Source organism: Mangrovitalea sediminis, from assembly GCF_002514725.1.
In the GTDB taxonomy this organism is placed as follows: domain Bacteria; phylum Pseudomonadota; class Gammaproteobacteria; order Pseudomonadales; family Oleiphilaceae; genus Mangrovitalea; species Mangrovitalea sediminis.
Genome location: NZ_NTLB01000001.1, coordinates 190793 through 217240, shown reverse-complemented (window position 1 = coordinate 217240; position 26448 = coordinate 190793). Strand labels below are relative to the sequence as shown.

The window sequence follows — 26448 nt, the reverse complement described above, 5'->3', positions numbered from 1 at the left end:
GGTTTTGTCGCAAAGTATGTCAGCGCGGGCAGTTGGGATATTCGGTGACAACAGCGAATGCCAGGAGCCTTCGGCACGGGGCGACCGTTTTCTTATACCCCGACCTATGTCAAGGTGATGAGGATGGGCATGACCGTATAGTGTCCTTTTCGTGATAGGGGAAAGGAGGGCGTCATGGCGTTCAAAGGGACGGATAAGAGTTCATGGGCGATTGGTGGTGGAACCCTGATGGGATTGGGGGTCGGGCTGGTTTTCCTGAAAGCCTCTGCACTGGCGTTTGTCGGCTCATTACTGGCAGGCTTGGGGTTGGGATTGGTCATCGCCGCGCTGATTTCACGGGATCATGGCGGTACGTCCTAGTTCCTGTTTCCGTGTTTATCTGCGACTCGTATCGCGAGCCGTTTCTGTCATCCGCTGATGTCTGCTGCGCGGAGAAAGCGTCCTCATGAAGGATACCTTGCTGCATGCCGGTTAGCGCCGAAGATAATGCCGAGCCGTCAGGGCTGCCCACCAAGCAGGTGCTGGGGCTGATTCTGGGGCCTTTGCTGTTCCTGCTCACGGTCTTGCTGCCAGCCCCGGCAGATATGAGTGTGGCAGCCTGGTCTGCTCTCGGACTGATGTTGTTGATGGCCACCTGGTGGTCGACAGAGGCTATTCCCATCCCTGCCACCGCCTTGTTGCCGATTGTGCTGGTCCCCGCATTAGGGCTGGGGACGATCAAGTCCGTTACGGCGCCCTACGCCAATCCCATCATATTTTTGTTTCTCGGAGGCTTTGCCCTGGGACTCGCGATGCAGCGATGCCATCTGCATCGCCGTATTGCCCTGAAAATACTGTTGGCGGTCGGCGCGAAACCGCGACGGCAGATTGCCGGCTTTATGATCGCCACGGCCTTCCTCAGCATGTGGGTCAGCAATACCGCAACGACGATCATGATGTTGCCCATCGGCTTATCGGTGATTGCCATGCTGGACCCGTCTGACTCGGACGCCGTGCGCCGATATGCGACAGCACTGATGCTGGCAATAGCCTACGCGGCAAGTATTGGGGGTGTCGGAACCCTGATCGGTACACCGCCCAATGCTCTGCTGGCGGCCTATCTCAACGAAACCCAGGGGATCTCGGTAGGGTTTGCCCAGTGGATGCTGTTGGGTGTGCCGCTGTCCCTGATCATGTTGGCGGTGATCTGGTGGTGGCTGGTGCGCAAGGACTTCGGGCTGGCCGGCGCCGGCATTCCCCAGGGCCTCATCCGTGAGGAATTGGCCGCGTTGGGGCCGCTTCGAAAAGGGGAACGGCGGGTCGCCGCGATTTTCCTGATCACGGCGATGGCATGGATATTCCGGCCCTTGTTATCGAAAGTGGGAATGCCCTGGCTTAGTGATACGGGCATTGCTGTCGCGTCCGCACTGGTGTTGTTTCTGACGCCGGAGGATCTTCGCGCACGCCGTTTCCTTCTGGACTGGGAAACGGCGAAAGGCATTCCCTGGGGTGTGTTGTTGTTGTTTGGTGGCGGCCTTGCGCTGGCGGATGTCATCAACCATTCGGGCCTGGCGGGCGGGATCGCCAACAGTCTTTCTGTGGTGGGGCATTGGCCGCTTATCGGCCTGATCGCCTTAGTGGTTTCCGTCGTGATTTTCCTGACGGAAGTGACGAGCAATACCGCAACGGCGGCGACCTTCCTGCCCCTACTGGGCGCTCTGGCACTATCTCAGGGATTGCCGGCGGTTATGCTCACGGTACCGGCCTGCATTGCGGCCAGTTGTGCCTTTATGATGCCCGTGGCGACGCCGCCGAACGCTATTGTCTTTGCGTCAGGCCACCTGGCCATCGAGGATATGATCCGTGCCGGTTTTGTGCTGAATTTGTTGGGGATAGTGGTGGTGACCGGTCTCAGCTACCTGATGCTGGGATTTGTGCTGAGGTTCTGATCAGGACGATGCCGGGCGGGTGGCCGCTGTTGCGGCATCCAGGGGGCCGTTGCTGGCCGTCGGTGCCATCAATTGGTCGAGCATGAGGTTCAGCGTCGTGTCCAGGCTCTCCGTCGACCCTTCCACCTTCATCCGTGTAATCCCGCCTTCCCAGGCATTCCAGAACAGGCTGGCGAGGGTTTGCGCATCGATATCGTGGCGGAATTGGCCGAGACGTTGTCCTGCCTCGAACAGGGGCACGAAACGGGATTGCCAGAGTTCGTAGGCACGGTGCAGGGAGGCACGGCAGAGGGGATTGCTGGCGCCGATTTCGGCAGCGAGGTTGCCCAGCAGGCATCCCTGAACGCAGCCCTGTCTGGCGAATTCTGTGCTGAGACGGCTGTAGACGTTACGAATCAGTGTGCGGGGATCGTCTTCGGCGCGGGCGAGGTATTTGTCGGTCAGCGAGACCAACTGATCGATATAACGGTCGATAATCTCCGCCGCGAAGGCTTCCTTGCTCTCGAAATGGTTGTAGAAGGAGCCTTTTGGCGCATTCGAACGCGCCAGGATCTCCTGCAGTCCGGTACCGTGATAGCCCTGGCGGGCGAGCAATGCGGAACCTTCGCGGAGCAGGTCTTCCCGGGTCTGTTGACTACGGCGGGGTCTTGCCATTGTGGCCTGCAAAAGTCTCTGTTAGCGAAAGCAGACCATACGTGCGGTGCCAGTAAGCGTCAAGCCGACCAAAGGAGGCGCACGGCCATACTCAGCATGGTGATGGCCACGAGCGCATCGATGGCGCGCCATACGACGGCTCTTTGTAACCAGGGCGCCAGCGCCGCCCCGCCAAGCGACAGCAACATAAACCAGCTTGCGGATGCGGTAATGGCGCCGCCGACAAAATGGCCGGGCTGAGCCTGTTGGACACCGACAGACCCCATCAGCAGCAGGGTATCGAGATAGACGTGAGGGTTTAGCCAGGTCACGGCGGTGGTGGTGGCGAGCGCGGAGGCCAGACTGACCGGCGATGCCGACAGGTCATTGAGCCCCTCCTGTTGGAAGAGCGCGCGATAACCGGCCTGTAAGCCGTAGCCCATGAGGAAGGCCACACCGGCCCAGCGCAGCACTTCGGGGAGCCAGGACCAGTGAGTGGCCAGCGTGGCGGCTCCGGCAACGCCTGCGGTGATCAGGATGGCATCAAACAGGATGCACAGGGCTGCGATGGCCAGATGGTGTTCGCGGCGCAGGCTTTGTGCCAGCAGGTAAGCATTTTGCGCACCGATAGCCACGATCAGGCTGCCGCACAGTGTCAAGCCGTTCCAGTAACTTTGCCCCAAGACCTGATCCATGCCCCCTCCTGTTTCTTCCCATGTGCGTCACGTGTTTCGAGGCACCTAAGGTAACGTTACGCGCGCTATTTTATAAATTAATTGAGGTAATATTGCATAAGAAAATTTCATGACATCTGACGAGGTTGTCCATGTTGGATTACAAACTGCTCGAAGCCTTGACGGCGGTTGTCGAGACGGGAGGATTCGAGAGGGCCGGGCAAAGCCTGGGTCTCTCCCAATCGGCGGTGTCGCAGCGGATCCGGTTGCTGGAAGCCCGCCTGGGGCAGCCGGTGCTGGTGCGGTCGGGCATCCCTTCGTTGACGCCGTTGGGACAGCGTCTGCTCAATCACTGTCAGCAGGTGCGGTTACTGGAGCAGGATCTGCAGCGCAGGGTGCCGGCCCTGGGGCAGGAGCGTAACCGGCTGCGTATCGCCATTAACGCCGACAGCGTGGCAACTTGGTGGGCAGAGGCGATAGGCGATTTTGCGGTAAACAATGATCTCCTGATGGAATTGGTTATTGAGGATCAGGATGTCGGCCTGCAGCGCATGCGCGATGGCGAAGTCGCCGCCTGCCTCTGCAGTGGCGAACGCCCGGTGCAGGGGGCGAGAGTGGTGCCGCTGGGCGCCATGATCTATCGGGGACTGGCGAGTCCGTCCTATGTGCGGCGTTACTTCCCCGATGGTCTGACTCCCGCTGCCATTGCCCAGGCTCCGGCGGTTATCTATGGCCCCAACGATCAACTGCACGCACGGTTTTTGCGCGGCCTCGATTTTCACGACCCTTTCCCGTTTCACCTGTGCCCGTCGTCGGAAGGTTTTGTCCGTTTCGCGGAGGCGGGACTCGGCTATGGCTTTATCCCGGAAATTCAGGCCGCGAAGCCGTTGGCCAGCGGCCGCCTGGTGGATGTTGCGCCGGAGGGGGCATTGAGCGTGCCCTTGTATTGGCATTACTGGCGCCACGGTGGGGAGTTGCTGGATGAACTGACCCGAACCCTGGTGCAGCGTGTGCCTGCTTTGCTGGTGATGCCGGAATAGTAGAGCCCGGCCCCGAGGTGGTGCCTTTTAATGCTGCAGGCGCGTCCGCCGGTAATGGTCGGGCGCGAGGCCGATAATGCGCTTGAACAGGCGTGAGAAATAGTAGGCGTCTTCGTACCCCAGCTCCTGGGCCACATCCTGCACCTGGCGGTCGCTGACTTCGAGCAGGAAGCAGGCATGCTGCATCTTCAGTTGCAGGAAATGCTGAATCGGTGTCTCCCCGGTCATCTGCTTGTAGATACGGGCAAAGTGGTGGCGTGAGAGGCCAACGCTGCCCGCCAGGGATTCCAGGCTGAGCGGCTGACGGATGTGCTGTTGCATGAAGGTGTGCACGGTATCCAGATCGAAGGCGCCGGTGCGTTGCTCGTCCTGGCGGCGGCGTTGCAGGGCACAGTAACCGAGCAGTTCCTTCAGGGCGAGGGATTGATGAATCAGGGTGTTGATCCGGTTACCCGAAAGCCGGGGCGCCATCAGTTCGTGGAATTCCGCGAGGAGCTTGGGTGCGACGCCAAGGTGGCAGACCGGTGCCGCTGGTGTGACGCCGAGATGCTCCAGGTAGTGATCGGCCAGTTCTCCGCTGAAGTGCAGCCAGAAGATGGTCCAGGGCTGTCGCCGGTGCGCTTCGTAACGGTGGGACTGGCCCGGGGATAGCAAGATAAGGTCGCCGGCACGAATGTCGAAACGCTGCCGGGTTCCCGGTTCCGTTTCGACATCCAGTTGGCCACGGCCGGTCGAACAGAAGATCATGAGATAGTCGTCGTGGCGGTCGCGACGCATGCGATGACCCTGTGCATCCGGGTAGTAGCCAAAGACACGGGGGTACAGATCCCGGCTCAGCGGGTGTCGCGCCAACTGCTGGACGATGCTGTCGGGCAGGGCGTAACGGATGCCGTCGGGCGGCAGGGGCCAGTTGGATGGTCGTGACATGGCTTGCAGAGTCCGCCTGATAAGTCGATGATGAAGATCGAAACTGCACCAATTGTAGCAATATAGTCCATCCGGGTGTCTGTTTTCGCAATCCCACCCCGGAAAAAACTGTGGCTAGAATGCTGCGATCCGACAACAACAATCCGGAGTGATCGTCATGGATTCTCGTGTTCCCCTGTATCTGGAAGGCCAGTTCGTCGATAGCACCAGCACACGGACCCTGCCCAACCTGAACCCTGTAAACCAGCAGAAGCTCGCCGATGTTCCCTGTGCCTCGGAATCGGAGATGGCGCGTGCCGTCGCCAGCGCCAAGGCCGCATTCGAAACCTGGAAGGAAGTGCCGGTACCTGAGCGTGCCCGCTTGATGATGCGTTTCCTGCAACTGCTCAAGGACAATCAGGACGATATCGCCGAGACCCTGAGCCACGAAACCGGGAAGGTCTTCGCCGATGCCAAGGGCGACGTCTGGCGCGGTATCGAAGTGGTCGAGCATGCCTGTGGCATCCCGTCGCTGATGATGGGGGAGACGGTGGAAAACGTCGCCCGTGACATCGATACCAGTTCCTATATGCAGCCGCTGGGCGTATGTGCCGGTATCACACCGTTCAACTTCCCTGCGATGATTCCGTTGTGGATGTTCCCGCTGGCGATTGCCTGCGGTAATACCTTCGTGCTCAAGCCGTCCGAACAGGACCCGCTGACGCCGATGAAGATCGCACGTCTGTTCGATGAGGCCGGTTTCCCCAAAGGCGTTCTTCAGGTGGTTCATGGCGACCGCGAACAGGTCGATTACCTGCTGAACCATCCCGATATCCGCGCCATTTCCTTTGTCGGTTCGGCGCCGGTCGGACAGCATATCTACAAGACCGGTACTGCGAACCTCAAGCGCGTGCAGTGTATGACCGGTGCCAAGAACCACATGGTTGTGATGCCGGATGCCGACAAGCGTCAGGTCATCAACAACCTGGTGGGGGCGTCAGTCGGTGCCGCGGGCCAGCGTTGCATGGCCATCAGCGTGGCCGTGTTCGTCGGCAGTTCGATCGAGTGGCTTGATGAACTGAAAGAGGAATTGGGTAAAGTCACGCCGGGTGCCTGGGATGATGCCAGTGCTGGCTATGGCCCGCTGATCAGCGTGCGGGCGCGGGAGCGCGTGATTGATCTGATTGGCCAGGGCAAGAAAGAGGGCGCGAACTGCGTGCTGGACGGTTCTGACTTCCGTCACTCGGATTTCCCGGACGGCAACTGGGTGGGTCCCACCATGTTCTCCGGTGTGAAGCCGGACATGACCATCTATAAGGAAGAAATCTTTGGTCCAGTGCTGCTGGCTATGCAGGTGGATACCATCGAAGAAGCGGTTGAACTGATCAACAACAACCCCTTCGGAAACGGTACCTCGCTGTTCACCAACTCCGGCGGTGCCGCCCGTTACTTCCAGCACCATATCCAGGTCGGCCAGGTCGGTATCAACGTGCCGATTCCGGTGCCCCTGCCGTTCTTCTCCTTCACCGGCTGGCGCAATTCGTTCTATGGCGACCAGCACGCCTACGGTAAGCAGGCCGTGCGTTTCTATACGGAAACCAAGACCGTCGTCAGTCGCTGGTTCCACCATGGTGAGGAAGCGCAGGGTCCGAACATGACCATCCAGATGCGCTGAGCGGGGTTTCCATGGATTTCAACCTGAATGAGGAGCAACGCGCCTATCAGGCATCCGCCCGCAGCTTCGCCGAAAAGGAACTCCAGCCGGATGCGGCTGAATGGGACGCTACCGGGTTTTTCCCGGTCGACGTTCTGCGTCGTGCCGGCGAAATGGGGTTCATGTCCCTGTACACCGCAGAGTCCGAGGGTGGCCTCGGACTGACGCGCCTGGACAGCAGCCTGATCTTCGAGGAGCTGTCCCGGGGCTGTACGTCCACCACCGCCTACATCACCATTCACAACATGGCGACCTGGATGGTGGCGACGTTCGGTAGCGACGAGCTGCGCGAAACCTGGTGTCCCGGACTGACCACCGGCCAACAGCTGGCCTCCTACTGCCTGACAGAGCCGGGCGCAGGGTCCGATGCGGCGTCATTGCGCACGAGCGCACGTCGCGAAGGCGATGAGTTCGTCATCAACGGATCCAAGATGTTTATTTCCGGCGCCGGCGAAACGGACGTGCTCGTGTTGATGGCGCGTACGGGCGGTAATGGAGCCTCCGGTATTTCTGCGTTTGTGGTACCGGCGGATACACCTGGCATCAGCTATGGTCGCAAGGAAGCCAAGATGGGCTGGAACAGCCAGCCGACGGCGGGCATCACGTTCGAGGATGTACGGATTCCGGCGAGCAACCTGCTTGGCACCGAGGGCGACGGCTTCAAATACGCCATGAAAGGTCTCGATGGCGGCCGCATCAATATTGCCACCTGTTCCCTTGGCACCGCACAGGCAGCCTTGGAGCGGGCGCAGCAATATATGCTGGAACGGCAGCAGTTCGGTCGTCCCATCGGCGACTTCCAGGCCCTGCAGTTCAAGCTGGCGGACATGGCAACGGAGTTGGTTGCTGCCCGTCAGATGGTGCGCCTGGCTGCGTTCAAACTGGACCAGAAGGACCCGGAAGCGACAGCGTACTGTGCGATGGCCAAACGCTTCGCCACCGATGCCGGCTTCAATGTTTGCAACGAAGCCCTGCAGATTCATGGCGGATACGGCTACATCCGCGAATACCCGCTGGAGCGTTATGTGCGCGACAGCCGTGTCCACCAGATTCTGGAAGGCACCAACGAAATCATGCGTCTGATTATCGGGCGCCGTCTATTGATGGAAAACGCTTTGGAGATGATTCGATGAGTACGACCGACAAACTGCGACTGGAAAAGATCGGCCATACCGCATTGATCACCATCGCCAATCCGCCGGCCAATACCTGGGATGCCGACAGCCTGCCGGCGCTGCGCGACATGGTCGAGATGCTGAATCAGGATAAGGAAATCTATGCCCTGGTCGTGACCGGCGACGGGCAGAAATTCTTCTCCGCCGGCGCCGATCTGAAGATGTTCGCTGATGGCGATAAGGCACGTGCACGTGCCATGGGCCGCGTTTTTGGCGAAGCTTTCGAAGCCCTGACCGATTTTCAGGGCGTGTCGATTGCGGCGATCAACGGTTTTGCGATGGGGGGCGGCCTTGAGTTTGCTCTCGCCTGCGATATCCGTATTGCCGAAGAGCAGGCCCAGATGGCCCTGCCGGAAGCGTCTGTCGGTTTGCTGCCCTGTGCTGGCGGGACCCAGAACCTGCCCTGGCTGGTCGGCGAAGGCTGGGCCAAGCGCATGATCCTGCTGGGTGAGCGGGTGGATGCGCAGACAGCGCTGCGGATCGGACTGGTGGAAGAAGTCGTGCCCACCGGAACGGTGCGCGAGCGTGCGCTGGAACTGGCGGCGAAAGTGGCCCGTCAGAGTCCGCCTGCGGTACGAGCCTGTAAGCAGTTGATCCAGCATGCGCGCCAGGGAACGCCCAAGTCGGCGCTGCCGGTGGAGCGTGAACTCTTCGTCGACCTGTTCGACACTCAGGATCAGAAAGAGGGTGTCAACGCCTTCCTGGAAAAACGTGCACCGGAATGGAAGAACGGCTGATGACGGATACCGCACCTGTATTGTTCGAAGAACGCGCCTGCGCTGACGGTCACCGCATTGGGCTGATTACCCTGAATGTCCCCAAGGCCCTGAATGCCCTGGGGTTGGAGATGATCGACGCGATCTATCCCCGGTTGTTGCAATGGCAGGATGACGACGGGATTGCCTGCGTCTTCCTGCAGGGCAGTGGCGATCGCGCCTTCTGCGCGGGCGGCGATATCGTGCATCTCTATCGCTCCATGGTGGAGGCGGACGGTGGCCCCAACCAGCATGCGGAAGATTTCTTCACGCGGGAGTACCGTCTCGACTACCTGATGCACACCTATGCCAAACCCATCATTTGCTGGGGTAATGGCGTGGTGATGGGCGGTGGCCTGGGACTGATGTCGGCCTGCAGTCACCGGGTGGTGACTGAGAGCGCCCGCATCGCCATGCCGGAAGTGAGCATCGGGCTTTATCCCGACGTCGGCGGCACCTGGTTCCTCAATCGAATGCCGGATGGTTCCGGGCTGTTCCTCGGTTTGACCGGCGCACATTGCAACGCCAGTGATGCCCTGGAGCTGGGGTGGGCCGATCACTTCCTGCCGCACTCGGAGAAGGACAGCTTGCTGCAGGCGTTGTGCGATCACGTCTGGGATCAGGCAGAGAGCCGCCATAGCGAACTGTCTGCGTTGTTGTTGGAGCGCTCAGCGCCGCATCGTGCGGAGCAGCCTGAAGGACAGGTGGCCCATCATCGTGAGTTGATTCAGCGCGTGACCAGTAGTGACAACCTGATCGACGTGGTCAACGCCATTCTGTCCGCCCCCGAGCCGGATACCTGGCTGGCAAGAGCCCAGAAGTCGCTGGCGCACGGGTGCCCGACGACGGCGCACCTGGTCTGGCGACAATTGCACGGTGGACGGGATCTCAGCCTTGCCGATGTCTTCCGCCGCGAATTGATCATGTCGGTACGCTGTACCCGCTTCGGTGAAATGCGGGAAGGCGTGCGGGCGTTACTGATCGAGAAAGACAACCAGCCGAAGTGGGCCTACGCCCGCGTTGAGGATGTGCCTGCAGACTATGTCGACGGCTTCTTCGTGAGCCCCTGGGCGGAAGACGCGCATCCCTTACGTGACCTCGGCAACTGAATCCGGGATCACTGGTCAATAACCAGACTGGCCAATAACAAGAAAGGAGTGTCAGCCATGCAACGTATCGGTTTTATCGGCCTCGGCCATATGGGCGGCCCCATGGCCTTGAATCTGCTCAAGGCAGGTCTCAGCCTCAACGTCTTCGACCTGATGCCGGAGGCCCTGGAAAAGGCCCGGGCGGCAGGTGCGAATGTCGCGGCCAGCGCATTGGATGCCGCCACGGATGTCGATGTGGTGATCACCATGCTGCCTGCGGGCGCCCATTGCGAAAAGGTCTATTTGGGTGAATCCGGCCTGATCCAGCAACTGAAGGCCAAAGGCCAGTCTCCGCTATTGATCGATTGCTCGACCATCGCCGCGGAAACCGCGCGCAAGATCAGTGGCGTCGCCAAAGCGGCCGGTTTTGCCATGCTCGATGCCCCGGTTTCCGGCGGTACGGCAGGCGCAGCGGCTGGCACCCTGACCTTTATCGTCGGGGCGGACGACGCCGATTTCGAGAAGGCGAAGCCGATCCTCGAGCATATGGGTAAGAACGTCATGCATGCCGGTGGTCACGGTGCCGGTCAGGTGGCCAAGATCTGCAACAACATGCTGCTGGCGATCCATATGATCGGAACCGCAGAAGCCATACAGATGGGCGTCAACCTCGGCCTGGACCCGAAAGTGCTCTCTGACATCATGTTCAAGAGCTCAGGCCGCAACTGGTCGCTGGAAGTCTACAACCCCTATCCGGGTGTGATGGAAAACGCACCGGCCTCACGGGGTTACGAGGGCGGCTTCGCGGTCGACCTGATGAACAAGGATCTGGGCCTGGCCACCGAAGCCGGCATCCAAAGCAAGTCCTCCACCCCCATGGGCGGCCTCGCCAAGGCCCTCTACCAGCTCCACAGCCGAAAGGGGAATGGGAAGCTGGATTTCTCGAGTATTCTCCAGTTGTTTGAGGAGGGTGTGGACGGCGGTCACTGATCTGCCACGCCCTGCGCTCTAGAAAAAGGAAGCGACACCGTCGTTGGGACCTGGATTGCTGTCGATCAGCAGGCGGGTCCCGGCAGCGGTTCCATCGGTCGTCCAGGGCTCCCACCCATGGGCACTATCGTAGGATTTAAACAAAAGATAAGGCCCGATGCTGGGCTGGCGGTTGGCTGCAGAGAGACTGTATAGGTAAGGCATATATCCCAGCATGCTTATTTCGGCGGTTGTGGAATATATCTGCTGTAGCCCTGATGATGTTTCGGAAGTGAGGCTGACTGAGCTAAAAATCAGGTTTTTCTGGCAGCTCCTGGGGGCCAGGGGGCAACTCTCCGTTGCCTGAATCTCGTGGCTCTCGATGAGTCGGCTAACCGTGTAGTAGGCACCATCAAATGCTTGATCATACGAAAATAGTCGTATCGGTGTCGTCGATTGGTTGAGATCGCGAACCTGCCAAACATCCTCTCCCTGTATCACGCCGTTGCTGTCGGTGACGGCACAGCTATAGGTTAGCCGCGACCCGGAAAGTGAACGAGTGCTAAGCGGCTTTGAGGATTTACCGGCGCAGGCGTCTGCAATGAGTGTGCTCCAGTTTCCTTGGTCTAGTGCATAGAGGCCGGGCTGGCCTGATGTCTTGTCGTCGATCTCGAAAATCTGCTGATGACCGACATGGCCGATAAAGCGTGGCTCCTCCGGTTGCGCAATCGGGAGTGAAATATACCTCGTTCCGTTTTCCGTACCGTCCGACATGAAAAGTGTACCAACGCCTGCCGAATTTTTGCCCATTCCAAGGAAAAGGCTGGTGCCCGTTTCAACCGGCCCCACCGCGGTGGAGGAGAAATATGGCCAAGGCGGTGGGGGTGTCGCTGAACTGTCGTAAGGCACGAATATCAGCGACTGGGCGCCGCCAGATGTTTTGTTTTCCCGAATCAATAGGACTCCGCTGTCCAGAGCGTAGAGGTATTGGTATTGCTGCGAGGTGCTATCGGGTAGTTGGGCGATCAGGCTGGGTGTGTCATCGGGATGGTAGACGGCCGTGATGATGGCGCTCCCGTCGGCCTGGGTTTGAAGGAGGTAGAGGGCCCCATCATGAGGTGACACATCAGCGGTTGTCGCACTTCCCCACGCTGCTGGCATGGTGCCGCCAGGGGTGCCATCGCTCCGCTCCCACTCGGTTCCCAGTTTGAAGAAAAGCGCATTGCCCAGCCGTAAGCTGTAATTGCTGATGGGATGGGGTGATGCGGTGATGTCTGGTACCTGCGCTGTCAACGCTTTGGTTCCCTCCGGGGTACCGTCCGTGATGTAAAGCTTTCGGGTGCCGCTCTTTGCGCTGCTGAGCGGGAAAGACTCCCCCGCGACGAAGAACTGCTTGTCTTCACAGACTATCTGGAGCGAGCGGGCACCGCCTGAGCTGGGCAGCGTGATTTGCTTGCCGACTCCCTTGAAGTAGCAGGCTTGCAAAGCGGGCTCAGCGCTGATGGTCAAGGTTACCGGGCCGCTGGTATCTCCCAGGTCCATTGGTTCTTCCGGTTGGCTCTCGGTCAATGTCGTGACGGTAGCGCCGAGTTGACGTGTTATGTCTACAGAGCCGAGCAGTCCCGAAGCCGTGATTGTCGCTATGCTGCCTTGAGAGGTTGAAGATGACCCGCCACAGGCGGACAGAAATAGGGGCAAGAGTGCTGTCAGTGAGAGCCAGAAGATCCTTTTCATGTCGCTTCCGTAAACGTTGATGGCGTAACTATGGTGGCTCTGGAAAGAGCGAAGATACCTTATGGTTAAAAGTCGTTAATATACCCGAATTAAGCCACCGTTATAGACATATCTCTGTGAAAGGAGTACCGAAATGACCAGAAAATCCCCAGGTGAAACCGTCCGTCGCGAAGTCATGGGCGACGAGTATGTCGACCGTTCCCTGAATAACGCCAACGAACTCACCCAACCCCTGCAGGACTTTATCAACGACCATTGCTGGGGGGCAGTTTGGACGCGGGAGGCCTTGGATCGGCGGACGCGTAGTCTGGTGACGTTGGGGATGCTCGCTGCACTCAAGGCGCCCCAGGAGTTGAAAGGGCATGTTCGGGGAGCGCTGAATAACGGTTGTACGGTGGAGGAGATTCGCGAGGTATTGCTGCATTCGGCGGTGTACTGCGGAGCACCCGCAGCGCAGGAGGCGTTTCGGGCAGCGGGTGAGGTGCTGGACAACCTGTAGGGCGCATTGCCCTCCGGTTAATGCGCCCTACGGCTGGACTGGTTCTCCGGCGAGGGCAACGGTCTCGTGGATGCGGTCCAGATTGACGATGCGGTCGCCTTCAGGACTGACACTGATCATATCGACGAAGCGACGGCCAAACAGGATGCTGTCACTGGGATAGATCGCTCGTGCATGGACGGTCTGGTTCAGAGTTTCGTCGACGCCGGATAGCAGGACTGCCAGTTGGGCGCCGCAGGCCTGTATGTCGTTTGCGTCCTGTCCGTGGAGGGGGCTGGTTTCGTCGATGCGATGCAGCACCAGCCAGCTCATGGAAAAGAACGGTGTCCTGCTGCGGACCAGTCGCAGGTCGTGCATCCGCAGTATTTGTGAGCCTTCCAGATTTTCCTCCTGCCGCAATAGGGTTACGGACACTTCCGCCTGGATCAGGTTGTTGCGTCGCTGGTTGGCGATACGCAGCATCAGGGTCGGTACGCCATCGTAGGGGGCGATGAGAGCGACCCGGCTGAACATCAGGCGTGCCGTGGGGTAGGAGAAACGGGCGAAGAAAAGGCCGGTCAGCAAGGCATAGAAGAGAGCGCCGACGATGGCTTCCAGCGTCATGACAAGATTCGCAGGAGTGGTCGCTGGATACATCTCGCCGTAGCCCACGGTGCTCATGGTCTGCACGCTGAAAAAGAAGTACTGGGCGAAGTGGTGGTGGGGAATGCGTGCCACGCTGTCCGGCAGCGACGTATAGATGGCCGCGAAGATCAGGTTGATGGTGAGATACAGGAGAACGGTGCCCAATAATACTGTCGGCCAGGACACCGTCAGGAGGATATGGTAGGCGTCGCCGCGTAGCGAGTATTGTTGGCCCCGTGAGCGAACGGGAGTGGCATGAGGCGCCACGCCGTATGGCGCGCGCTTACCCGCGGTGCTCGTGTGTTTTGGCATGCTCGGCTCCAGGAGGGACGGCATAAGCCGCCGTGGATCAGAATGGCTGCTGGTGTTGGTCGAGCTTAAGCGGGACGGCGCTGATTGATCAATACGACGCCGACGACGATGAGTCCTACGCCGAGGCTACGGATCATCGAATAGGGTTCGTTGAACCAGGGAAGAGCGCCTGCGACGAGGTAGACCAGTGCGTAGCTGATACTCAGGAGTGGATAGGCGCGGTTTAGCGGCAGGTCGTGCAGGGCCGCCATCCAGCAGCCGAGAGAGGCGGCGTAAGCGACCAGTCCGCTGAACACGAGTAGCAGCATGCCCAGGTGGGCTTGCCAGTGGGACAGGATGGCCAGCAGGTCGTGTAGGGGCGGCAGGTGGCTCATGCCCCACTTCATGGCTAACTGGGCATAGGTGGTCAGCAGGATGCTGGCGCCGGCGAAGAGGTAACCGCGCATCAGGTCCCCCTCAGCAGGGCGATGCCCAACATAATGAAAAGGATGCCGACCCAGTGACGGGGCGTGGTCTTCTCGCCGAACCAGAACTGGGCCGCCAGTGTCACAAAGACAAAATTAAGGCTGAGCATCGGGTAGGCAACACTGACCTCCAGTCGCTGCAGTACCACCAGCCAGATCAACATGGCGGTACCCAGCGAGATGATGGCCAGCCAGAGCCAGCGCGATGTCAGCATGCCAAGCGTTCCGGTCGGTTGCACCTTCCAGCTCTCCACAGCCTGCTTCTGCATGAGCTGCCCCAGGCAGGTGAACAGGCTGACGGCAAGGACCAGTAAAAGGCTCATGAGTCGCGCTGCTGATACACCAGCAAGGTGAACTTGCCGCGTCTGATGTCTTCATCCGCTTTGGGCAGGCCTTGCACATACTCCGGCGAGCGGTCACGCAAGAACAGGACAATCGAGCCTTTGCGGCGATGCTCTGCCAGCCACTGCGGGAACGCATCCTTGGACACATAACGCGATTGGGCGTCCGCATAACCCAAACCGTAGGTCAGCTCTCCCTTGTTTTCGAAGATATCGATGTTCGTCCGTTTCAGCGCCCAGGCGACGCTGGTAGCCAGGCCGACGTCGTTACTCAGGATTCGGCTGGCCTGCGCAAAATCGGCGCGATGGTCATGAATGAAAAACTCCGGCAGCTTCGAGTCGGCGACGGACTGCGGCAGTGCCGAGGGGAACAGATACATCAGTGGGAACAGGCAGAAGGCGCTGAGCAGCCAGAGCTGCTTCGGCCGAATCAACTGGATCAGGCCGATGATGCCCCAGATGGCGAAGATGGCCATCGCAATCGCCTGCTTGCCCTCCTGGCCGGGACCGTAGACCGGCTGGTGCCCCATCGACCCAAGACGCAGATTGATCAGAGCAATGCAGGCTGCGACGCCAAAAATCAAGTTGATGGCTGCGTTGATTCGGAAGGACGGGCCGCTGCTCTTGTCCTGCAGTTTCTCAACGGCGCCCCAGGCGATCAGCATGGCCAGTGGCGCAAAACTGGGCAGGATATAGGTCGGTAACTTGCCCTTGGCGATGCTGAAGAAGGCAATAGGCAGCACGAACCAGGCCAGCAGGTACAGGTAGTCACGGCGCTGGGAAACGACCTGCCAGCCTCGGCGCAATGCGGAGATGACCAGCCCCGTCCAGGGCAGTATGCCGAGGATCAGGATCGGAATATAGAACCAGAAGGGGCGCATGTGCTGTGCGTGCGCGCCGGCGAAGCGCTTGATGTGCTCGATCCAGAAGAAGTAGTGCCAGAAGTCCGGGTCCAGCGTATTGATGCGCAGCGACCAGGGCAGGCTGATCAGCGTGGCGACGACGATGGCAATGGGACCGAATTTCACCAGTTCCATGAAACGGCGTTGCTGAAGCATGAAGGGGACGGCGACGATGACAGGAACGGCCAGGGCGATAAAGCCCTTGGTCAGGAAGCCGAAGGCGCAGGCCACGCCCAGCGCCGCATAGCCGAGCAGACGGCCGCGGGTGGTTTCCGCACTATAGGCCAGATAGAAGGTCACCATGGCGAGGTTCAGCCAGAAGGTGATCATCGAGTCGAGTACGGCATCGGTACCCACACCGAGGACCAGCAGGCTGGACCAGTAGATCAGCGTCGCAGCAACTGCTTTCGTTTCCTGGCGCCAGAGACGCATACTGAACCAGTAGATCAGCAGGCCGCTGAGGCCGGTGAAGAACGCCTGGGCGAAGCGGACACCGAAGTTGGTGTCACCGAACAGCATCTGGCCGATGCTGTTGAACCAGTAGCCGGCAATCGGCTTCTCGAAATAGCGCAGGCCCAGCAGATGCGGCACCACCCAGTTACCCGTAGCCAGCATCTCCCGGCTGATTTCCGCGTAACGGCTTTCGTCCGGAATCCAGAGCGGTCGGAGATTAAGGGGAATCAGGTACAGAAAGACGTAGAAAAGGGGCAGCAGCCACTTGTTGAATTTCATGCAGGTCCTCGTGTTTCTGTTATCCCTTGCAGCCGATCCAGCCTTCCCGGCCTTCGAGCAGTCCCCGGATCAGGCGCCCCTCGGGAAGATCCGACTTTTGGGCGGGAAGCAGTTCCCGTAACGGGCAGAAACGGATGCCCTGTTCCCTGGCCCGGCTAAGTAACGCGTCAAACTGATCGGCCATAACGATGCCTTCGACTTCGGCATGGATGGTGTAGACGTTGTCCGTCGGACTGGCCGTCATGCGTGTCAGGATGAAGTCATTGAAGTTGTCCGGGGTGATCTCTTTGCCCGCCACTTCATCGAAGGTCGGGAGATTCACCGGAATCTGGGGCGTGCCGGGCAGTCCATCGGAGCGGATAGGGCGGAATGCACCCTTGCCTCGGCAGTCACTGTTGTAGCGGAAGCCAAAGCTCTCCTTGGCATCCACTACGCGCTGGTCTGCGCGCCAGCCAGCTGCTGCAGAACAGTCTACCGCCCGGCCCAGGATATCGTTCAGGCAGTCCAGGCCCAGACGGATCTGTTCGACCAGTTCCTTGTGGGTCCAATGCTCGGTATGGGCCTGCCAGCCGTGGTGGTCCCAGGCATGCAGCCCGATCTCATGGGCGCATTGGTCGGTTTCCCGCATTTTGCTGCCCAGGTGCCGGCCGATCTGACGACCTGGCCAGGCCGTACCAGCCAGCAGGATGTCCCAGCCATAAAGGCTGGCGGCGTTCGACCGCAGCATCTTGATCAGGAACTTGGGCTTGAGCAGGCGCCATAGGTGGCGCCCCATGTTGTCAGGCCCGACAGAAAAGAAGAACGTTGCCGTCACTCCGTGCTTCTCGAGGAGTTCCAGCAGCCGGGGGACACCGTCACGGGTCCCCCGGAAAGTATCGACGTCGACACGTAGTCCGACATCGATCATGAACGTTCTTCCTGCTCCACCGCGCCGCGCAGGAAGAAGTCCAACGTCTTCTCGATGGTTTCTTCCATCTGGATCGTCGGTTCCCAGTCCAGCAGGCGCTTGGCGTTACGCACGCTCGGGCGACGGTGGGAGACGTCCTGGTAGCCGTCGCCGTAGTAGCTGTGGCTCTCGATGTCGATCATGCCGGCAAAGGGAGGGAAGTGGTCGCGCAGCGGATGTGCCTCGAACTTGGCACACAACAGCTCGGCCAGTTCACGGATGCTCGCCTCGTTGTCCGGGCTACCGATGTTGATGATCTGGCCGTCGCACAGGTTGTCCTTGTTCTTGACGATCCGGTAGAGGGCTTCGATACCGTCGTTGATATCGGTGAAACAGCGCTTCTGCGCACCGCCGTCAACCAGCTTGATGGGCGTGCCTTCCACCAGGTTGAGGATCAACTGGGTGATGGCCCGCGAGCTGCCGATACGGGCGGAGTTGAGGCTGTCCAGGCGCGGTCCCATCCAGTTGAACGGACGGAACAGGGTGAACTTGAGACCTTCTTTCTTGCCGTAGGCCCAGATGACACGATCCAGCAGCTGCTTGGAAACCGAGTAGATCCAGCGTTGCTTGTTGATCGGGCCGACGATCAGGCGAGACTTGTCCTCGTCGAACATGGCGTCATCGCACATGCCGTACACTTCGGAGGTCGACGGGAAGATGATGCGCTTGTTGTACTTCGCGCAGTAACGCACGATCTTCAGGTTTTCCTCGAAATCGAGTTCGAAGACACGCAGCGGGTTACGGGTGTACTCGATCGGCGTCGCGATGGCCACCAGCGGCAGGATCACGTCGCACTTCTTGATGTGATACTCGATCCACTCGGTGTGGATACTGATGTCGCCTTCCACGAAATGGAAGTTGGGGTTGCCCATAAAGCGGGTGATGGCATCGGAGCCGATGTCCATGCCGTAGACTTCGAACTCGTCGTCGCGCAACAGCCACTCGGTCAGGTGGTTGCCGATAAAACCGTTGATGCCCAGGATCAGCACGCGGGTGCGCTTCTTATCCATGATGGCGGCGCTGGCCTTCGGACCCAGGCGCATGCCGGCCACCAGACCCATTTCCCGCGCCAGTTGCGGGCCGCGAACGAAGAGGCCGGTCTCAGTCTGGCCTTTGGTGATTTCCAGCACACCCTCGCCACAGACCACTTTCAGCGGATCGATGGACAGGATGGTGCCCGGAGTCTGATCGCTCTGCTCTGACAGCGCCTTGGCTTCCCAGATGGTCAGCTTGCGGTCGCCTGCGAAGGAGAAGGCGCCCGGATAGGGCTGGGTGACAGCGCGAACCAGGTTAAACAGGGCGCGTGCCGGACGGTTCCAGTGCAGCTCGCCGTCTGCGGCGGTGCGGCGGCCGAAGTACATGGCCTGGGACTCGTCCTGTGGCGTCAACTTGACGGTGCCGGCCTTGAACAGCGGCAGTTGTTCGTCCATCAGCTCGCGCGCAGCCTGGCGCAGTTTGCGATGCAGGGTCAGGGCGGTGTCTGCGTCCTCGATCTCCACCTGACGCTGACCGGCGATGTCGCCGGCATCGGGCTTGGTGGTCATCTGGTGCAGGGTGACGCCGGTTTCGGTTTCGCCGTTGACCAGCGCCCAGTTCACCGGTGCCCGGCCACGATAACGGGGCAGCAGGGAGCCGTGCAGGTTGAAGGCGCCCTTCTTGGCCAGGTCGAGGACGTCCTGGCTCAGCATGTTGCGATAGTAGAAGGAGAAGATGTAATCCGGATCCATTTGGCGGATGCGCTCCACCCACAACGGGTGGTTGACGTCTTCCGGCGCCTGAACCGGAACGCCGCGTTCGGCACAGAGGTGCGCAACCGAATCGAAGAACCGGTTCTCGCTCGGGTCATCGACGTGCGTGAACACCGCCTGGATTTCGAAGCCGGCATCCAGCAGCGCCTCGATACCGGTGCAGCCGATATCGTGGTAGGCGAAAACGACAACTTTCATCAGTGCTTGTCCTGTGTTTGAGGAGAGGAAAGGTTACGGGTGCGGGTCACCTTCTGCACGAAATAGCGCGGACGCGCCCGGACGTCGTTGTACATGCGACCGATGTACTCTCCGAGCAGACCCATGCCGATGAACTGGGCACCGACAAAAATGAACAGGATGGCGAACAGGGTGAACACGCCCTGCGCCGCCCAGGCCTGACCCAGGATCAAACGCATGACCAGGATCAGGATGGCGAAGAAGAAGCCGGCACCGGCAATCATGCTGCCGACGATGCTGAGCAGCCGCAACGGCGTCGTGGTCATACTGGTGACCAGATCGAACATCAGGTTGATCAGCTTCATGAAGCTGTATTTCGATTCGCCGTGGGAGCGTTCCGCATGGGCCACCGGCAACTCGATCACGTTGCGGGCAAAGCCGTTCGCCAGGATCGGGATAAAGGTGCTGCGCTCATGGCAGGACAGCATGGCGTCGATAATATGCCGGCGATAGGCGCGCAGCATGCAACCGTAATCGTGCATGTCGACACCGGTGGCGCTCTTGACCGCCTTGTTGATCAGGCGCGAGGAGAGCTTGCGGAACAGCGAATCCTGCCGGCGCTGGCGAACGGTGCCGACCACGTCGTAACCCTCTTCGGCCGCCGTGACCAGGCGCGGAATTTCCTCCGGTGGATTCTGCAGGTCGGCGTCCAGGGTGATCACCAGATCGCCGCGGGATTCGTCAAAACCGGCCATGATGGCAGAATGCTGGCCGTAGTTGCGGTTCAGGATCACGGCGACGACATGGCTGTCCGGCTCTTCCGCAGCTTCCAGCAGCATCTCGGCGGAACGGTCACGGCTGCCGTCGTCGACCAGGATGATTTCGTGATCCTGTTTCAGTTCGGCGCAAGCGGCGCGGGTGCGGCGCAGCAACTCGGGCAGGCTGGCTTCCTCGTTGAATACGGGGATGACCACGGAGACCAAGTTGATATCGGGTTCTTTCAGCACGATGTCAGTCCAGAATGTCCTTGATGGCGGTAACCACGCGATCGAGATCTTCGGCGGTCATGGTCGGGAACAGGGGAATGGTGCAGAGGCGACTTGTGTTCCAGTCGGTATTCGGCAGTGTCTGTCCCGGAAAGTTCTCGCGGTAGTATTTTTGGGTGTGTGCAGCCCGGAAGTGGATGCCCGTACCGATACCACGCTGCTGCAGGGCCTGCATGAAGGCGTCGCGGTCGAGGCCGGCTTCTTCCGGATCGATGCGGATGATGAACAGGTGCCAGGCGTGCAGGTGATCGTAGCTTGGCAGTGCCAGTGGGCGCACGGGAAGTCCGGCCAGGCGCTGCTGGTACTCGGCGGCCAGTTCGGCACGGCGTGCGTTCAGCTTCGGCAGGCGCTTTAGCTGGACCAGGGCAATGGCGGCGTTGATATCGGCCAGGTTGTACTTGAAACCTGGCTCGACGACTTCCGCCTGAGGTTTGCGACCCTGCGTCAAACGGTCGAAAGCGTCGACGCCCAGGCCGTGGAATTTCAGGGTGCGGACCCGGTCGGCAAGGGCCAGGTCATCGGTGACGACCATGCCGCCTTCGGCGCAGGTCATGTTCTTGATGGCATGGAACGAGAAAATCGCTGTCCCGCTGCTGCCGATCCAGCGCCCCTTGTACTGGGTGCCGGCGGAGTGGGCGGCATCTTCGATCACCGCAATACCATGCTTTTCGCCCAGCGCCAGGATCGGGTCAAGATCTGCCGGTGCACCGGCATAGTGTACCGGGATGATGGCCTTGGTCCGCGCTGTGATGGCCGCTTCGATGCGCTCGGCGTCGGTCATCAGGGTGTCGCGGTCGATATCGACAAAGACCGGCGTTGCGCCCAGCAGGCAGATCAGGTTGATGGTGGAAACCCAGGTCTGGGACGGCGTGATGACTTCATCGCCGGGGCCGATATTGAGCGCCATCAGGGTAACGTGCATGCCGGCCGTGGCCGAGCAGACGGCAATGGCGTGTTGGCAGCCAAATGTCCGGCAGAATTCCTCTTCCAGTTCCTGGTTCTTCGGGCCGGTGGTGATCCAGCCGGAACGAAGGACGTCGGTTACCGCCTGGATTTCCTCGTCGCCCATTGCCGGACGGGAAAACGGTAAGAAATTCTGCATGATGTGCTATCCAGCCTCGTAAAGAGAAAGTGCCCTGATGCGCTTAAACACCGCTCACCCGCCAGGAGCGAGGGGCTATGCGCGCCTGCCGGCCTGTTCCAGCGTCGACGGCCGCCCATTATACAGGCAATGGAATACAATGTTGACGGCGCGAAATGAGGTCGCGGTCGCTACACGGCAAGTCTGTCCGAATTGGGACTATCGAGACAGTAAACGCAGCATGCCTGATCGCGCGCCATGCTACCAGAGCGACAGGCTCCGGGCCAGTTATCACACCCTGTCGATTCCCCAAAGGCGGTGAGTATCCGCAGAATTACTGATATGGGTTATGAGGAATTCGCAAACCTGAACCCGAGTGCTTTGGATTGACGGTCAGATGCGTATACTGGCTGAGCTGTGACCCACAAGAATAAGGACGACTGATGAAACGCCTGGGACCCTTGGATGCCTCTTGGTTGGCTGTTGAATCCGAAGACACGCCAATGCATGTGGCCAACTTGCTGATCTTCTCGCTACCGGACGGTGCCCCGGAGACATTTCTCCGGGATATGGTGAGCCGGATGAAGGCCGAGTGCGAGGTGGCGGAGCCCTGGTGTTACCGTTTGGCCCGTACCGGCAAACTCGGTCGCTTGCTGGCACCAGCCTGGGTTGTCGACGATAAGATCGACCTCGACTACCACGTCCGCCATTCGGCGTTGCCCCGGCCGGGCAGCGAGCGGGAATTGGGTGTGCTGGTGTCCCGGCTGCATTCCAATCCACTGGATTTTTCCCGGCCGCTGTGGGAATGCCACATCATCGAAGGGCTCGAGAATAACCGCTTTGCCCTCTATACCAAGATGCATCACTCGATGATCGACGGCATCAGCGGTGTGCGACTGATGCAGCGCGTGTTGAGTACCGATCCCGGCGAAACCAACATGCTGCCGCCCTGGTCGGTGCGCCCCCAGCGTACCCGCGGTAACAAGACCGATCGCGAAGCCAGCGTTCCTGCCGCGTTCTCCCAGGCGATGGACGCCCTTAAGGTGCAGATGGATATGGCGCCTCACCTGTGGGATGCGGCGAGTCGCCTGATCCAGTCGGCCCGTCATGCGGATGACGAGCTGACAGCGCCTTTCTCCGGGCCAAGTTCGATCCTCAATGGCAGGGTGACGGGCCAGCGCCGTTTCGCCACCCAGCATTACAGCCTGGATCGTCTGAAGCGTTTGGCGAAGCTCGGCCAGGCGTCGCTGAACGACGTCGTCCTGTACCTGTGCGGAACCGCTTTGCGGCGCTTCCTGTTGGAGTCCGATAATCTGCCGGACATTCCCCTGACCGCGGGGATACCGGTCAATGTGCGACCGGCTGACGACCAGGGAACCGGTACGGCCATCAGTTTCATGATTGCCTCGCTGGCAACGAACCAAGCCGACCCGCTGACCCGGCTGGCGCAGATCAAGGTCTCCACCCATCGCGCCAAGGAGCACCTGCAGACGTTGCCGCGCAGTGCACTTAACCAGTACACCATGCTCCTGATGTCACCCTACATCCTGCAGCTGATGTCGGGTTTGGGCGGGCGTATGCGGCCGGTTTTCAACGTCACTATTTCCAACGTGCCGGGCCCGCAGCAGGCCCTGTATTACGAAGGCGCCAAGCTGGAGGCCATGTACCCGGTGTCGCTGATTGCCCATGGCGGTGCGCTCAATATCACCTGCCTGAGCTATGACGGCTCCCTCAACTTTGGCTACACCGGTTGCCGTAATACGCTGCCGAGCATGCAGCGGCTGGCGGTCTATACCGGTGAAGCCCTGGAAGAGCTGGAGGCGTTGCTGGTGCCGCCGGCCAAGAAGCCCGCGACGAAGCGGCGGACCCGAGCCCGCAAACCCGCCTCAGACTGACTTGCCGGCCTTCTCCCGTTTGTACAGCCGGTCGCTGCGTAGCTGCAGGTTGGGAGAGAACAGGGTGCGGTAGGCGAGCATGACCACCATCAAGGTTCCCAATGCCGTGGCGGCGGCGATCATAAACATGATGACGATCTGGTAGCGCACGGCGGCCGCCGGCGCGGCCCCTGCCAGAATTTGTCCGGTCATCATGCCGGGCAGGCTGACGACGCCCATCACCATCATGGCGTTCACGGTGGGGATCAATCCCGTTCTCAGGCTGGCGCTGGTCAGGCCGTGCGCCGCTTCCCAGCGGGTTGCGCCCAGGGCCAGTTGAGTTTCGATCAGGCCGCGTTCCCGCGCCACACCTTCCATGAAATGATCCAGCCCCAGGGAAATGCCCGTCAACACATTGCCCAGCACCATGCCGAGCAGGGGGATGGCATATTGCGGATTGAACCAGGGTTTCACCTGCAGGATGCCCAGAAGTGCCAGCCCCGTGACAACGAAGGACGCACTGAACACGGCGATAAAACTGTGCCAGTAGATATCGCGGAAACGGCGCTGGGTGCGGTTGACGGCCGCAAAGCTCGCCAGTAGAACCATCACCAGCCCGACGCCGGTGACAGCCAGCGGATGTTCCAGGGCGAAGAGGTATTGCAGGATCACGCCGATCAGCAGCAACTGCACGATCATGCGCACGCTGGCGATGAGCAGGGTACGGGCCAGTCCCAGTCGAAGGGCTACCGAGATGGCCATATTGGTCAGGATCAGCGCGGTTGCGCCGCCAACCTGCCAGAGGCTGAGATTGAGGTAGTGGGAGGTCATGGCGAGATGGCCTCCAGCGTGGTGCTGGTTTCTGTTTGCGTGCCAATACGGATGTGGCGGCTACAGAGGCGCTCGATTTGCTCGGGGTCGTGGCTGATGTAAGCAAAGGCTCTTTCCGGCTTTGCGTGCAGCCAGTTGCTGAGCAGTGACTCGACCTGCCGCACTCGCGTGCCGTCCAGGGAGGCCGTGGGCTCGTCCAGCAGAAGTACGGAAGGTTTCAGTAACATGGCTCTGACCAGCGATACCAACTGGGCTTCGCCCCCGGAAAGGGAGGCGGTGTCCTGATCCAGGAAGGCGCCTTCCACCGCCAGTGCTTTCAGGTACTCCAGTGCCTCCGGCCGGGAAAAACGCTTGTCTCGGTGGATGCTCAGCTCAAAGGGTGCTGCGAGCGCGGTTTCCACCGAGCCATCGGGCAGGCTGGGGCGCTGCGGCAGGTAGATGATGTCAGCCCGGAATGCGGTCAGCTTCGGGAGTGCGATAGGCTCGCCGCGCCAGAGGATCTTCCCCTCTCCCCAGGGGTTGAGACCGACCAGTGTCCTTAAAAGCAGGGTCTTGCCGCTACCGGAGGGGCCGGTCACGCCCACCCCTTCTCCCGCGTTGAGTTGGAGGTGCAGATCCTGCCAGACATTGCGGCCTGCGATCGTGCAGGACAAATCTGTAGCTTCCAGCAAAGGCGCTGGCTGAGTCATGGAGTTCCCCTGGAATATGGAAAACGGCAGGATACTTGATCGCTGCAGTCTGAACGGTCGTCGTGGTTCAGGTAATATACCAGTTTACAGTCGTCGAATCGGTCCTCCGCGGCCTGCCGGTATTCTTATCGAAATCCGGGTCTTCCCTGGAGAGTGCGCACAACCATGATCCCGCTCCTGTCTCTGGTTATTGTCTTATTGTTATCCATAACGGTGACGCGTATCGCCACCATCGTCCTGGTGCATACCGGCCTCTCGTTAGAAACGGCGAGGTTTCAGGCTCGCTCCGCATTCACCGGTGCCGGCTTTACCACCCAGGAGTCGGAGCAGGTCGTCAATCACCCTGTGCGTCGGCGGGTCATCATGTGGCTGATGCTGTTCGGCAACGCCGGCATCGTTTCGGTGATCGCTTCTGTCATCCTGACCTTTATCAATTTCGGTGAGGCCGCTTCCGGTTCCCTGCTGTGGAAGTTGTTGCTGGCTATCGGCGGTTTGATGCTGGTTATCTGGTTTACTTTCAGTCGCTGGTTGCGGCAGCGGATGTCCGTGCTGGTGGACCACGCATTGGCCCGGATCACCGATCTGGACGTGCGCGACTATATCAACCTGTTGCACCTGGACGGCGAATACCGGCTGATCGAGATGGTGTTGGAAGAGGATGACTGGCTGGCAGGGCGCACTCTGTCCGAAGCCCGTCCACGCAGTGAGGGCATCGTGGTACTCGGTCTGCGTCGGCGGGGCAAGGGTTATATCGGCACCCCGTCCGGGGATACCACCTTGCAGGCGGATGATACTCTGTTGCTTTACGGTCGCCAGTCTGCGCTGGCGCGCGTGGATCAGCGGCGCAAGGGATGGACTGGTGATATCGAGCATCGGGAGGCTGTGGAGGAGCAGCTGGTAGTCGCCGAGCAGGAAGCGGCGACACTGGCTGAACCAGCTCCTGAAGAAAAGACTGTCGCCCCAGCGGCAAAGCCCCAGGCCGCTGAGGATAAAACCAAGGATCCCGATGTTCGCGATTAACGACACCCTGAGTATTCCCGAAGAGGACATCGAGTTCAGTGCCATCCGTGCCCAAGGTGCCGGTGGGCAGAACGTCAACAAGGTGTCGTCGGCCGTGCATCTGCGGTTCGATATTCCTGCCTCGTCCCTGCCGGCGTTCTGCAAGGAACGATTGCTGGCGTTGAGCGACAAACGCATTACCAAGGAAGGGGTCATCGTTATCAAGGCGCAGACGGCCCGCACTCAGGAGCGCAATCGCGAGGATGCGCTACAGCGGTTGCGGGAGTTGTTGCTGAGTGTCCTCAAGACCCCGCCGCCGCGTCGGCCCACCAAACCGTCACGTTCGGCCCGGCGCAAACGTGTGGATTCCAAGGTAGCGAGAGGGCGAGTGAAGTCTTTGCGTAAGCCCCTGAAGCCGGAATAAACGGGCTTTCCATCTTTAAAAAGAATGTCCCCGCTACAAATTCAAAGCGAAGATTCGGTGCTGGCTCCAGGTGGTTTGGATCGAGGGCCACGCATATCGACAAAGGTGTTCCACGACAGGCATGATGCGTTTCTTTATCGGGC

The 26448-nt window shown here is 60.1% G+C and carries 26 protein-coding genes; 12 read left to right on the top strand and 14 right to left on the bottom strand.

The genetic code is table 11. The features are described 5' to 3' along the window. Positions 1–174 precede the first annotated feature (174 nt). Both CLR77_RS01085 and CLR77_RS01080 read left to right on the top strand, forming a co-directional pair. Entirely contained in the window at positions 175–360 is a 186-nt protein-coding gene (locus CLR77_RS01085) for a hypothetical protein (RefSeq protein WP_097458745.1), read from the top strand. A 104-nt stretch (positions 361–464) separates the two neighbouring features. Then, positions 465–1928, top strand: a complete 1464-nt coding sequence (locus tag CLR77_RS01080) for an SLC13 family permease (protein ID WP_097458744.1) — start codon at positions 465–467, stop codon at positions 1926–1928. On the opposite strand, the gene CLR77_RS01075 is transcribed toward CLR77_RS01080, so the two are convergent. Next, positions 1929–2582 carry a TetR/AcrR family transcriptional regulator gene (locus CLR77_RS01075; RefSeq protein WP_097458743.1) on the bottom strand — a complete coding sequence of 218 codons (654 nt, stop codon included), beginning with the start codon at positions 2580–2582 and terminating at the stop codon, positions 1929–1931. Between the two features lie 59 nt (positions 2583–2641). Continuing rightward, on the bottom strand, positions 2642–3244 hold the full coding sequence (locus CLR77_RS01070; RefSeq protein WP_097459630.1) for a LysE/ArgO family amino acid transporter: 603 nt from the start codon (positions 3242–3244) through the stop codon (positions 2642–2644). 143 nt (positions 3245–3387) lie between these two features. On the opposite strand from CLR77_RS01070, the gene CLR77_RS01065 reads away from it, so the two are divergent. Then, a complete protein-coding gene (locus CLR77_RS01065) occupies positions 3388–4275 on the top strand; it encodes a LysR family transcriptional regulator ArgP (protein ID WP_097458742.1) in 888 nt (295 codons plus the stop codon). Positions 4276–4302: 27 nt separating this feature from the next. Here CLR77_RS01065 and CLR77_RS01060 read toward each other — a convergent pair whose 3' ends face one another. Further along, a complete protein-coding gene (locus CLR77_RS01060; RefSeq protein WP_097458741.1) occupies positions 4303–5202 on the bottom strand; it encodes an AraC family transcriptional regulator in 900 nt (299 codons plus the stop codon). 157 nt (positions 5203–5359) lie between these two features. On the opposite strand from CLR77_RS01060, the gene CLR77_RS01055 reads away from it, so the two are divergent. From CLR77_RS01055 to mmsB, 5 genes are read left to right on the top strand one after another with little or no spacing between them, the layout of a single operon-like run. Further along, positions 5360–6856, top strand: coding sequence for a CoA-acylating methylmalonate-semialdehyde dehydrogenase (locus CLR77_RS01055; RefSeq protein WP_097458740.1), 1497 nt, complete (start codon positions 5360–5362; stop codon positions 6854–6856). 11 nt (positions 6857–6867) lie between these two features. After that, on the top strand, positions 6868–8028 hold the full coding sequence (locus tag CLR77_RS01050; RefSeq protein WP_097458739.1) for an acyl-CoA dehydrogenase family protein: 1161 nt from the start codon (positions 6868–6870) through the stop codon (positions 8026–8028). Beyond that, positions 8025–8807: an enoyl-CoA hydratase gene (locus CLR77_RS01045; protein WP_097458738.1), complete on the top strand. Its 783-nt coding sequence runs from the start codon at positions 8025–8027 to the stop codon at positions 8805–8807. Before CLR77_RS01050 ends, CLR77_RS01045 begins: the two co-directional genes overlap by 4 nt. After that, the gene (locus CLR77_RS01040) at positions 8807–9934 is read left to right on the top strand and encodes an enoyl-CoA hydratase/isomerase family protein (RefSeq protein WP_097459629.1); all 1128 of its coding nucleotides are present in this window, start codon (positions 8807–8809) and stop codon (positions 9932–9934) included. The genes CLR77_RS01045 and CLR77_RS01040 overlap by 1 nt, the downstream gene beginning before the upstream one ends. A gap of 57 nt (positions 9935–9991) precedes the next feature. Beyond that, positions 9992–10903, top strand: coding sequence for a 3-hydroxyisobutyrate dehydrogenase (mmsB, locus tag CLR77_RS01035; protein WP_097458737.1), 912 nt, complete (start codon positions 9992–9994; stop codon positions 10901–10903). Positions 10904–10921: 18 nt separating this feature from the next. On the opposite strand, the gene CLR77_RS01030 is transcribed toward mmsB, so the two are convergent. Then, entirely contained in the window at positions 10922–12616 is a 1695-nt protein-coding gene (locus tag CLR77_RS01030) for a hypothetical protein (protein ID WP_097458736.1), read from the bottom strand. Between the two features lie 133 nt (positions 12617–12749). Here CLR77_RS01030 and CLR77_RS01025 point away from each other — a divergent pair, with 133 nt between their 5' ends. Continuing rightward, on the top strand, positions 12750–13115 hold the full coding sequence (locus tag CLR77_RS01025; protein ID WP_097458735.1) for a carboxymuconolactone decarboxylase family protein: 366 nt from the start codon (positions 12750–12752) through the stop codon (positions 13113–13115). Between the two features lie 27 nt (positions 13116–13142). Here CLR77_RS01025 and CLR77_RS01020 read toward each other — a convergent pair whose 3' ends face one another. The 8 genes from CLR77_RS01020 to arnB all read right to left on the bottom strand — a co-directional run bounded on the left by CLR77_RS01020 (position 13143) and on the right by arnB (position 21512). Next, entirely contained in the window at positions 13143–14051 is a 909-nt protein-coding gene (locus CLR77_RS01020; RefSeq protein ID WP_158227092.1) for an ion channel, read from the bottom strand. A 65-nt stretch (positions 14052–14116) separates the two neighbouring features. Continuing rightward, the gene (arnF, locus tag CLR77_RS01015) at positions 14117–14497 is read right to left on the bottom strand and encodes a 4-amino-4-deoxy-L-arabinose-phosphoundecaprenol flippase subunit ArnF (RefSeq protein WP_097458733.1); all 381 of its coding nucleotides are present in this window, start codon (positions 14495–14497) and stop codon (positions 14117–14119) included. Beyond that, positions 14497–14838 carry a 4-amino-4-deoxy-L-arabinose-phosphoundecaprenol flippase subunit ArnE gene (arnE, locus tag CLR77_RS01010; protein WP_097458732.1) on the bottom strand — a complete coding sequence of 114 codons (342 nt, stop codon included), beginning with the start codon at positions 14836–14838 and terminating at the stop codon, positions 14497–14499. Before arnE ends, arnF begins: the two co-directional genes overlap by 1 nt. Beyond that, complete coding sequence (gene arnT, locus CLR77_RS01005; RefSeq protein ID WP_097458731.1) at positions 14835–16490, bottom strand: lipid IV(A) 4-amino-4-deoxy-L-arabinosyltransferase; 1656 nt, start codon at positions 16488–16490, stop codon at positions 14835–14837. Before arnT ends, arnE begins: the two co-directional genes overlap by 4 nt. 19 nt (positions 16491–16509) lie before the next feature. After that, complete coding sequence (arnD, locus tag CLR77_RS01000) at positions 16510–17394, bottom strand: 4-deoxy-4-formamido-L-arabinose-phosphoundecaprenol deformylase (protein ID WP_227519815.1); 885 nt, start codon at positions 17392–17394, stop codon at positions 16510–16512. Further along, the gene (gene arnA, locus CLR77_RS00995) at positions 17394–19382 is read right to left on the bottom strand and encodes a bifunctional UDP-4-amino-4-deoxy-L-arabinose formyltransferase/UDP-glucuronic acid oxidase ArnA (RefSeq protein WP_097458729.1); all 1989 of its coding nucleotides are present in this window, start codon (positions 19380–19382) and stop codon (positions 17394–17396) included. The genes arnD and arnA overlap by 1 nt, the downstream gene beginning before the upstream one ends. Then, the gene (gene arnC / locus CLR77_RS00990; protein ID WP_097459628.1) at positions 19382–20365 is read right to left on the bottom strand and encodes an undecaprenyl-phosphate 4-deoxy-4-formamido-L-arabinose transferase; all 984 of its coding nucleotides are present in this window, start codon (positions 20363–20365) and stop codon (positions 19382–19384) included. The genes arnA and arnC overlap by 1 nt, the downstream gene beginning before the upstream one ends. 7 nt (positions 20366–20372) lie before the next feature. Beyond that, the gene (gene arnB / locus CLR77_RS00985; protein ID WP_198962673.1) at positions 20373–21512 is read right to left on the bottom strand and encodes a UDP-4-amino-4-deoxy-L-arabinose aminotransferase; all 1140 of its coding nucleotides are present in this window, start codon (positions 21510–21512) and stop codon (positions 20373–20375) included. A 419-nt stretch (positions 21513–21931) separates the two neighbouring features. On the opposite strand from arnB, the gene CLR77_RS00980 reads away from it, so the two are divergent. Continuing rightward, a complete protein-coding gene (locus CLR77_RS00980; RefSeq protein ID WP_097458727.1) occupies positions 21932–23383 on the top strand; it encodes a WS/DGAT/MGAT family O-acyltransferase in 1452 nt (483 codons plus the stop codon). Here CLR77_RS00980 and CLR77_RS00975 read toward each other — a convergent pair. Next, entirely contained in the window at positions 23375–24193 is an 819-nt protein-coding gene (locus CLR77_RS00975) for an ABC transporter permease (protein ID WP_097458726.1), read from the bottom strand. The genes CLR77_RS00980 and CLR77_RS00975 overlap by 9 nt on opposite strands. Beyond that, positions 24190–24882 carry an ABC transporter ATP-binding protein gene (locus CLR77_RS00970; RefSeq protein ID WP_097458725.1) on the bottom strand — a complete coding sequence of 231 codons (693 nt, stop codon included), beginning with the start codon at positions 24880–24882 and terminating at the stop codon, positions 24190–24192. Before CLR77_RS00970 ends, CLR77_RS00975 begins: the two co-directional genes overlap by 4 nt. A gap of 165 nt (positions 24883–25047) precedes the next feature. Here CLR77_RS00970 and CLR77_RS00965 point away from each other — a divergent pair, with 165 nt between their 5' ends. Together CLR77_RS00965 and arfB are read left to right on the top strand one after the other, a co-directional pair. Then, entirely contained in the window at positions 25048–25902 is an 855-nt protein-coding gene (locus CLR77_RS00965; protein ID WP_097458724.1) for a TrkA C-terminal domain-containing protein, read from the top strand. After that, positions 25889–26305, top strand: a complete 417-nt coding sequence (arfB, locus tag CLR77_RS00960; RefSeq protein WP_097458723.1) for an alternative ribosome rescue aminoacyl-tRNA hydrolase ArfB — start codon at positions 25889–25891, stop codon at positions 26303–26305. The genes CLR77_RS00965 and arfB overlap by 14 nt, the downstream gene beginning before the upstream one ends. Positions 26306–26448 lie beyond the last annotated feature (143 nt).

Excerpts from the sequence above, each read along its gene's own strand:
- CLR77_RS01085 (WP_097458745.1), top strand. The coding sequence starts at position 175 with ATGGCGTTCAAAGGGACGGATAAGAGTTCATGGGCGATTGGTGGTGGA.
- CLR77_RS01080 (WP_097458744.1), top strand. The coding sequence starts at position 465 with ATGCCGGTTAGCGCCGAAGATAATGCCGAGCCGTCAGGGCTGCCCACC.
- CLR77_RS01075 (WP_097458743.1), bottom strand. The coding sequence starts at position 2,582 with ATGGCAAGACCCCGCCGTAGTCAACAGACCCGGGAAGACCTGCTCCGC.
- CLR77_RS01065 (WP_097458742.1), top strand. The coding sequence starts at position 3,388 with ATGTTGGATTACAAACTGCTCGAAGCCTTGACGGCGGTTGTCGAGACG.
- CLR77_RS01060 (WP_097458741.1), bottom strand. The coding sequence starts at position 5,202 with ATGTCACGACCATCCAACTGGCCCCTGCCGCCCGACGGCATCCGTTAC.
- CLR77_RS01055 (WP_097458740.1), top strand. The coding sequence starts at position 5,360 with ATGGATTCTCGTGTTCCCCTGTATCTGGAAGGCCAGTTCGTCGATAGC.
- CLR77_RS01050 (WP_097458739.1), top strand. The coding sequence starts at position 6,868 with ATGGATTTCAACCTGAATGAGGAGCAACGCGCCTATCAGGCATCCGCC.
- CLR77_RS01045 (WP_097458738.1), top strand. The coding sequence starts at position 8,025 with ATGAGTACGACCGACAAACTGCGACTGGAAAAGATCGGCCATACCGCA.
- CLR77_RS01040 (WP_097459629.1), top strand. The coding sequence starts at position 8,807 with ATGACGGATACCGCACCTGTATTGTTCGAAGAACGCGCCTGCGCTGAC.
- mmsB (WP_097458737.1), top strand. The coding sequence starts at position 9,992 with ATGCAACGTATCGGTTTTATCGGCCTCGGCCATATGGGCGGCCCCATG.
- CLR77_RS01030 (WP_097458736.1), bottom strand. The coding sequence starts at position 12,616 with ATGAAAAGGATCTTCTGGCTCTCACTGACAGCACTCTTGCCCCTATTT.
- CLR77_RS01025 (WP_097458735.1), top strand. The coding sequence starts at position 12,750 with ATGACCAGAAAATCCCCAGGTGAAACCGTCCGTCGCGAAGTCATGGGC.
- CLR77_RS01020 (WP_158227092.1), bottom strand. The coding sequence starts at position 14,051 with ATGCCAAAACACACGAGCACCGCGGGTAAGCGCGCGCCATACGGCGTG.
- arnF (WP_097458733.1), bottom strand. The coding sequence starts at position 14,497 with ATGCGCGGTTACCTCTTCGCCGGCGCCAGCATCCTGCTGACCACCTAT.
- arnE (WP_097458732.1), bottom strand. The coding sequence starts at position 14,838 with ATGAGCCTTTTACTGGTCCTTGCCGTCAGCCTGTTCACCTGCCTGGGG.
- arnT (WP_097458731.1), bottom strand. The coding sequence starts at position 16,490 with ATGAAATTCAACAAGTGGCTGCTGCCCCTTTTCTACGTCTTTCTGTAC.
- arnA (WP_097458729.1), bottom strand. The coding sequence starts at position 19,382 with ATGAAAGTTGTCGTTTTCGCCTACCACGATATCGGCTGCACCGGTATC.
- CLR77_RS00980 (WP_097458727.1), top strand. The coding sequence starts at position 21,932 with ATGAAACGCCTGGGACCCTTGGATGCCTCTTGGTTGGCTGTTGAATCC.
- CLR77_RS00975 (WP_097458726.1), bottom strand. The coding sequence starts at position 24,193 with ATGACCTCCCACTACCTCAATCTCAGCCTCTGGCAGGTTGGCGGCGCA.
- CLR77_RS00970 (WP_097458725.1), bottom strand. The coding sequence starts at position 24,882 with ATGACTCAGCCAGCGCCTTTGCTGGAAGCTACAGATTTGTCCTGCACG.
- CLR77_RS00965 (WP_097458724.1), top strand. The coding sequence starts at position 25,048 with ATGATCCCGCTCCTGTCTCTGGTTATTGTCTTATTGTTATCCATAACG.
- arfB (WP_097458723.1), top strand. The coding sequence starts at position 25,889 with ATGTTCGCGATTAACGACACCCTGAGTATTCCCGAAGAGGACATCGAG.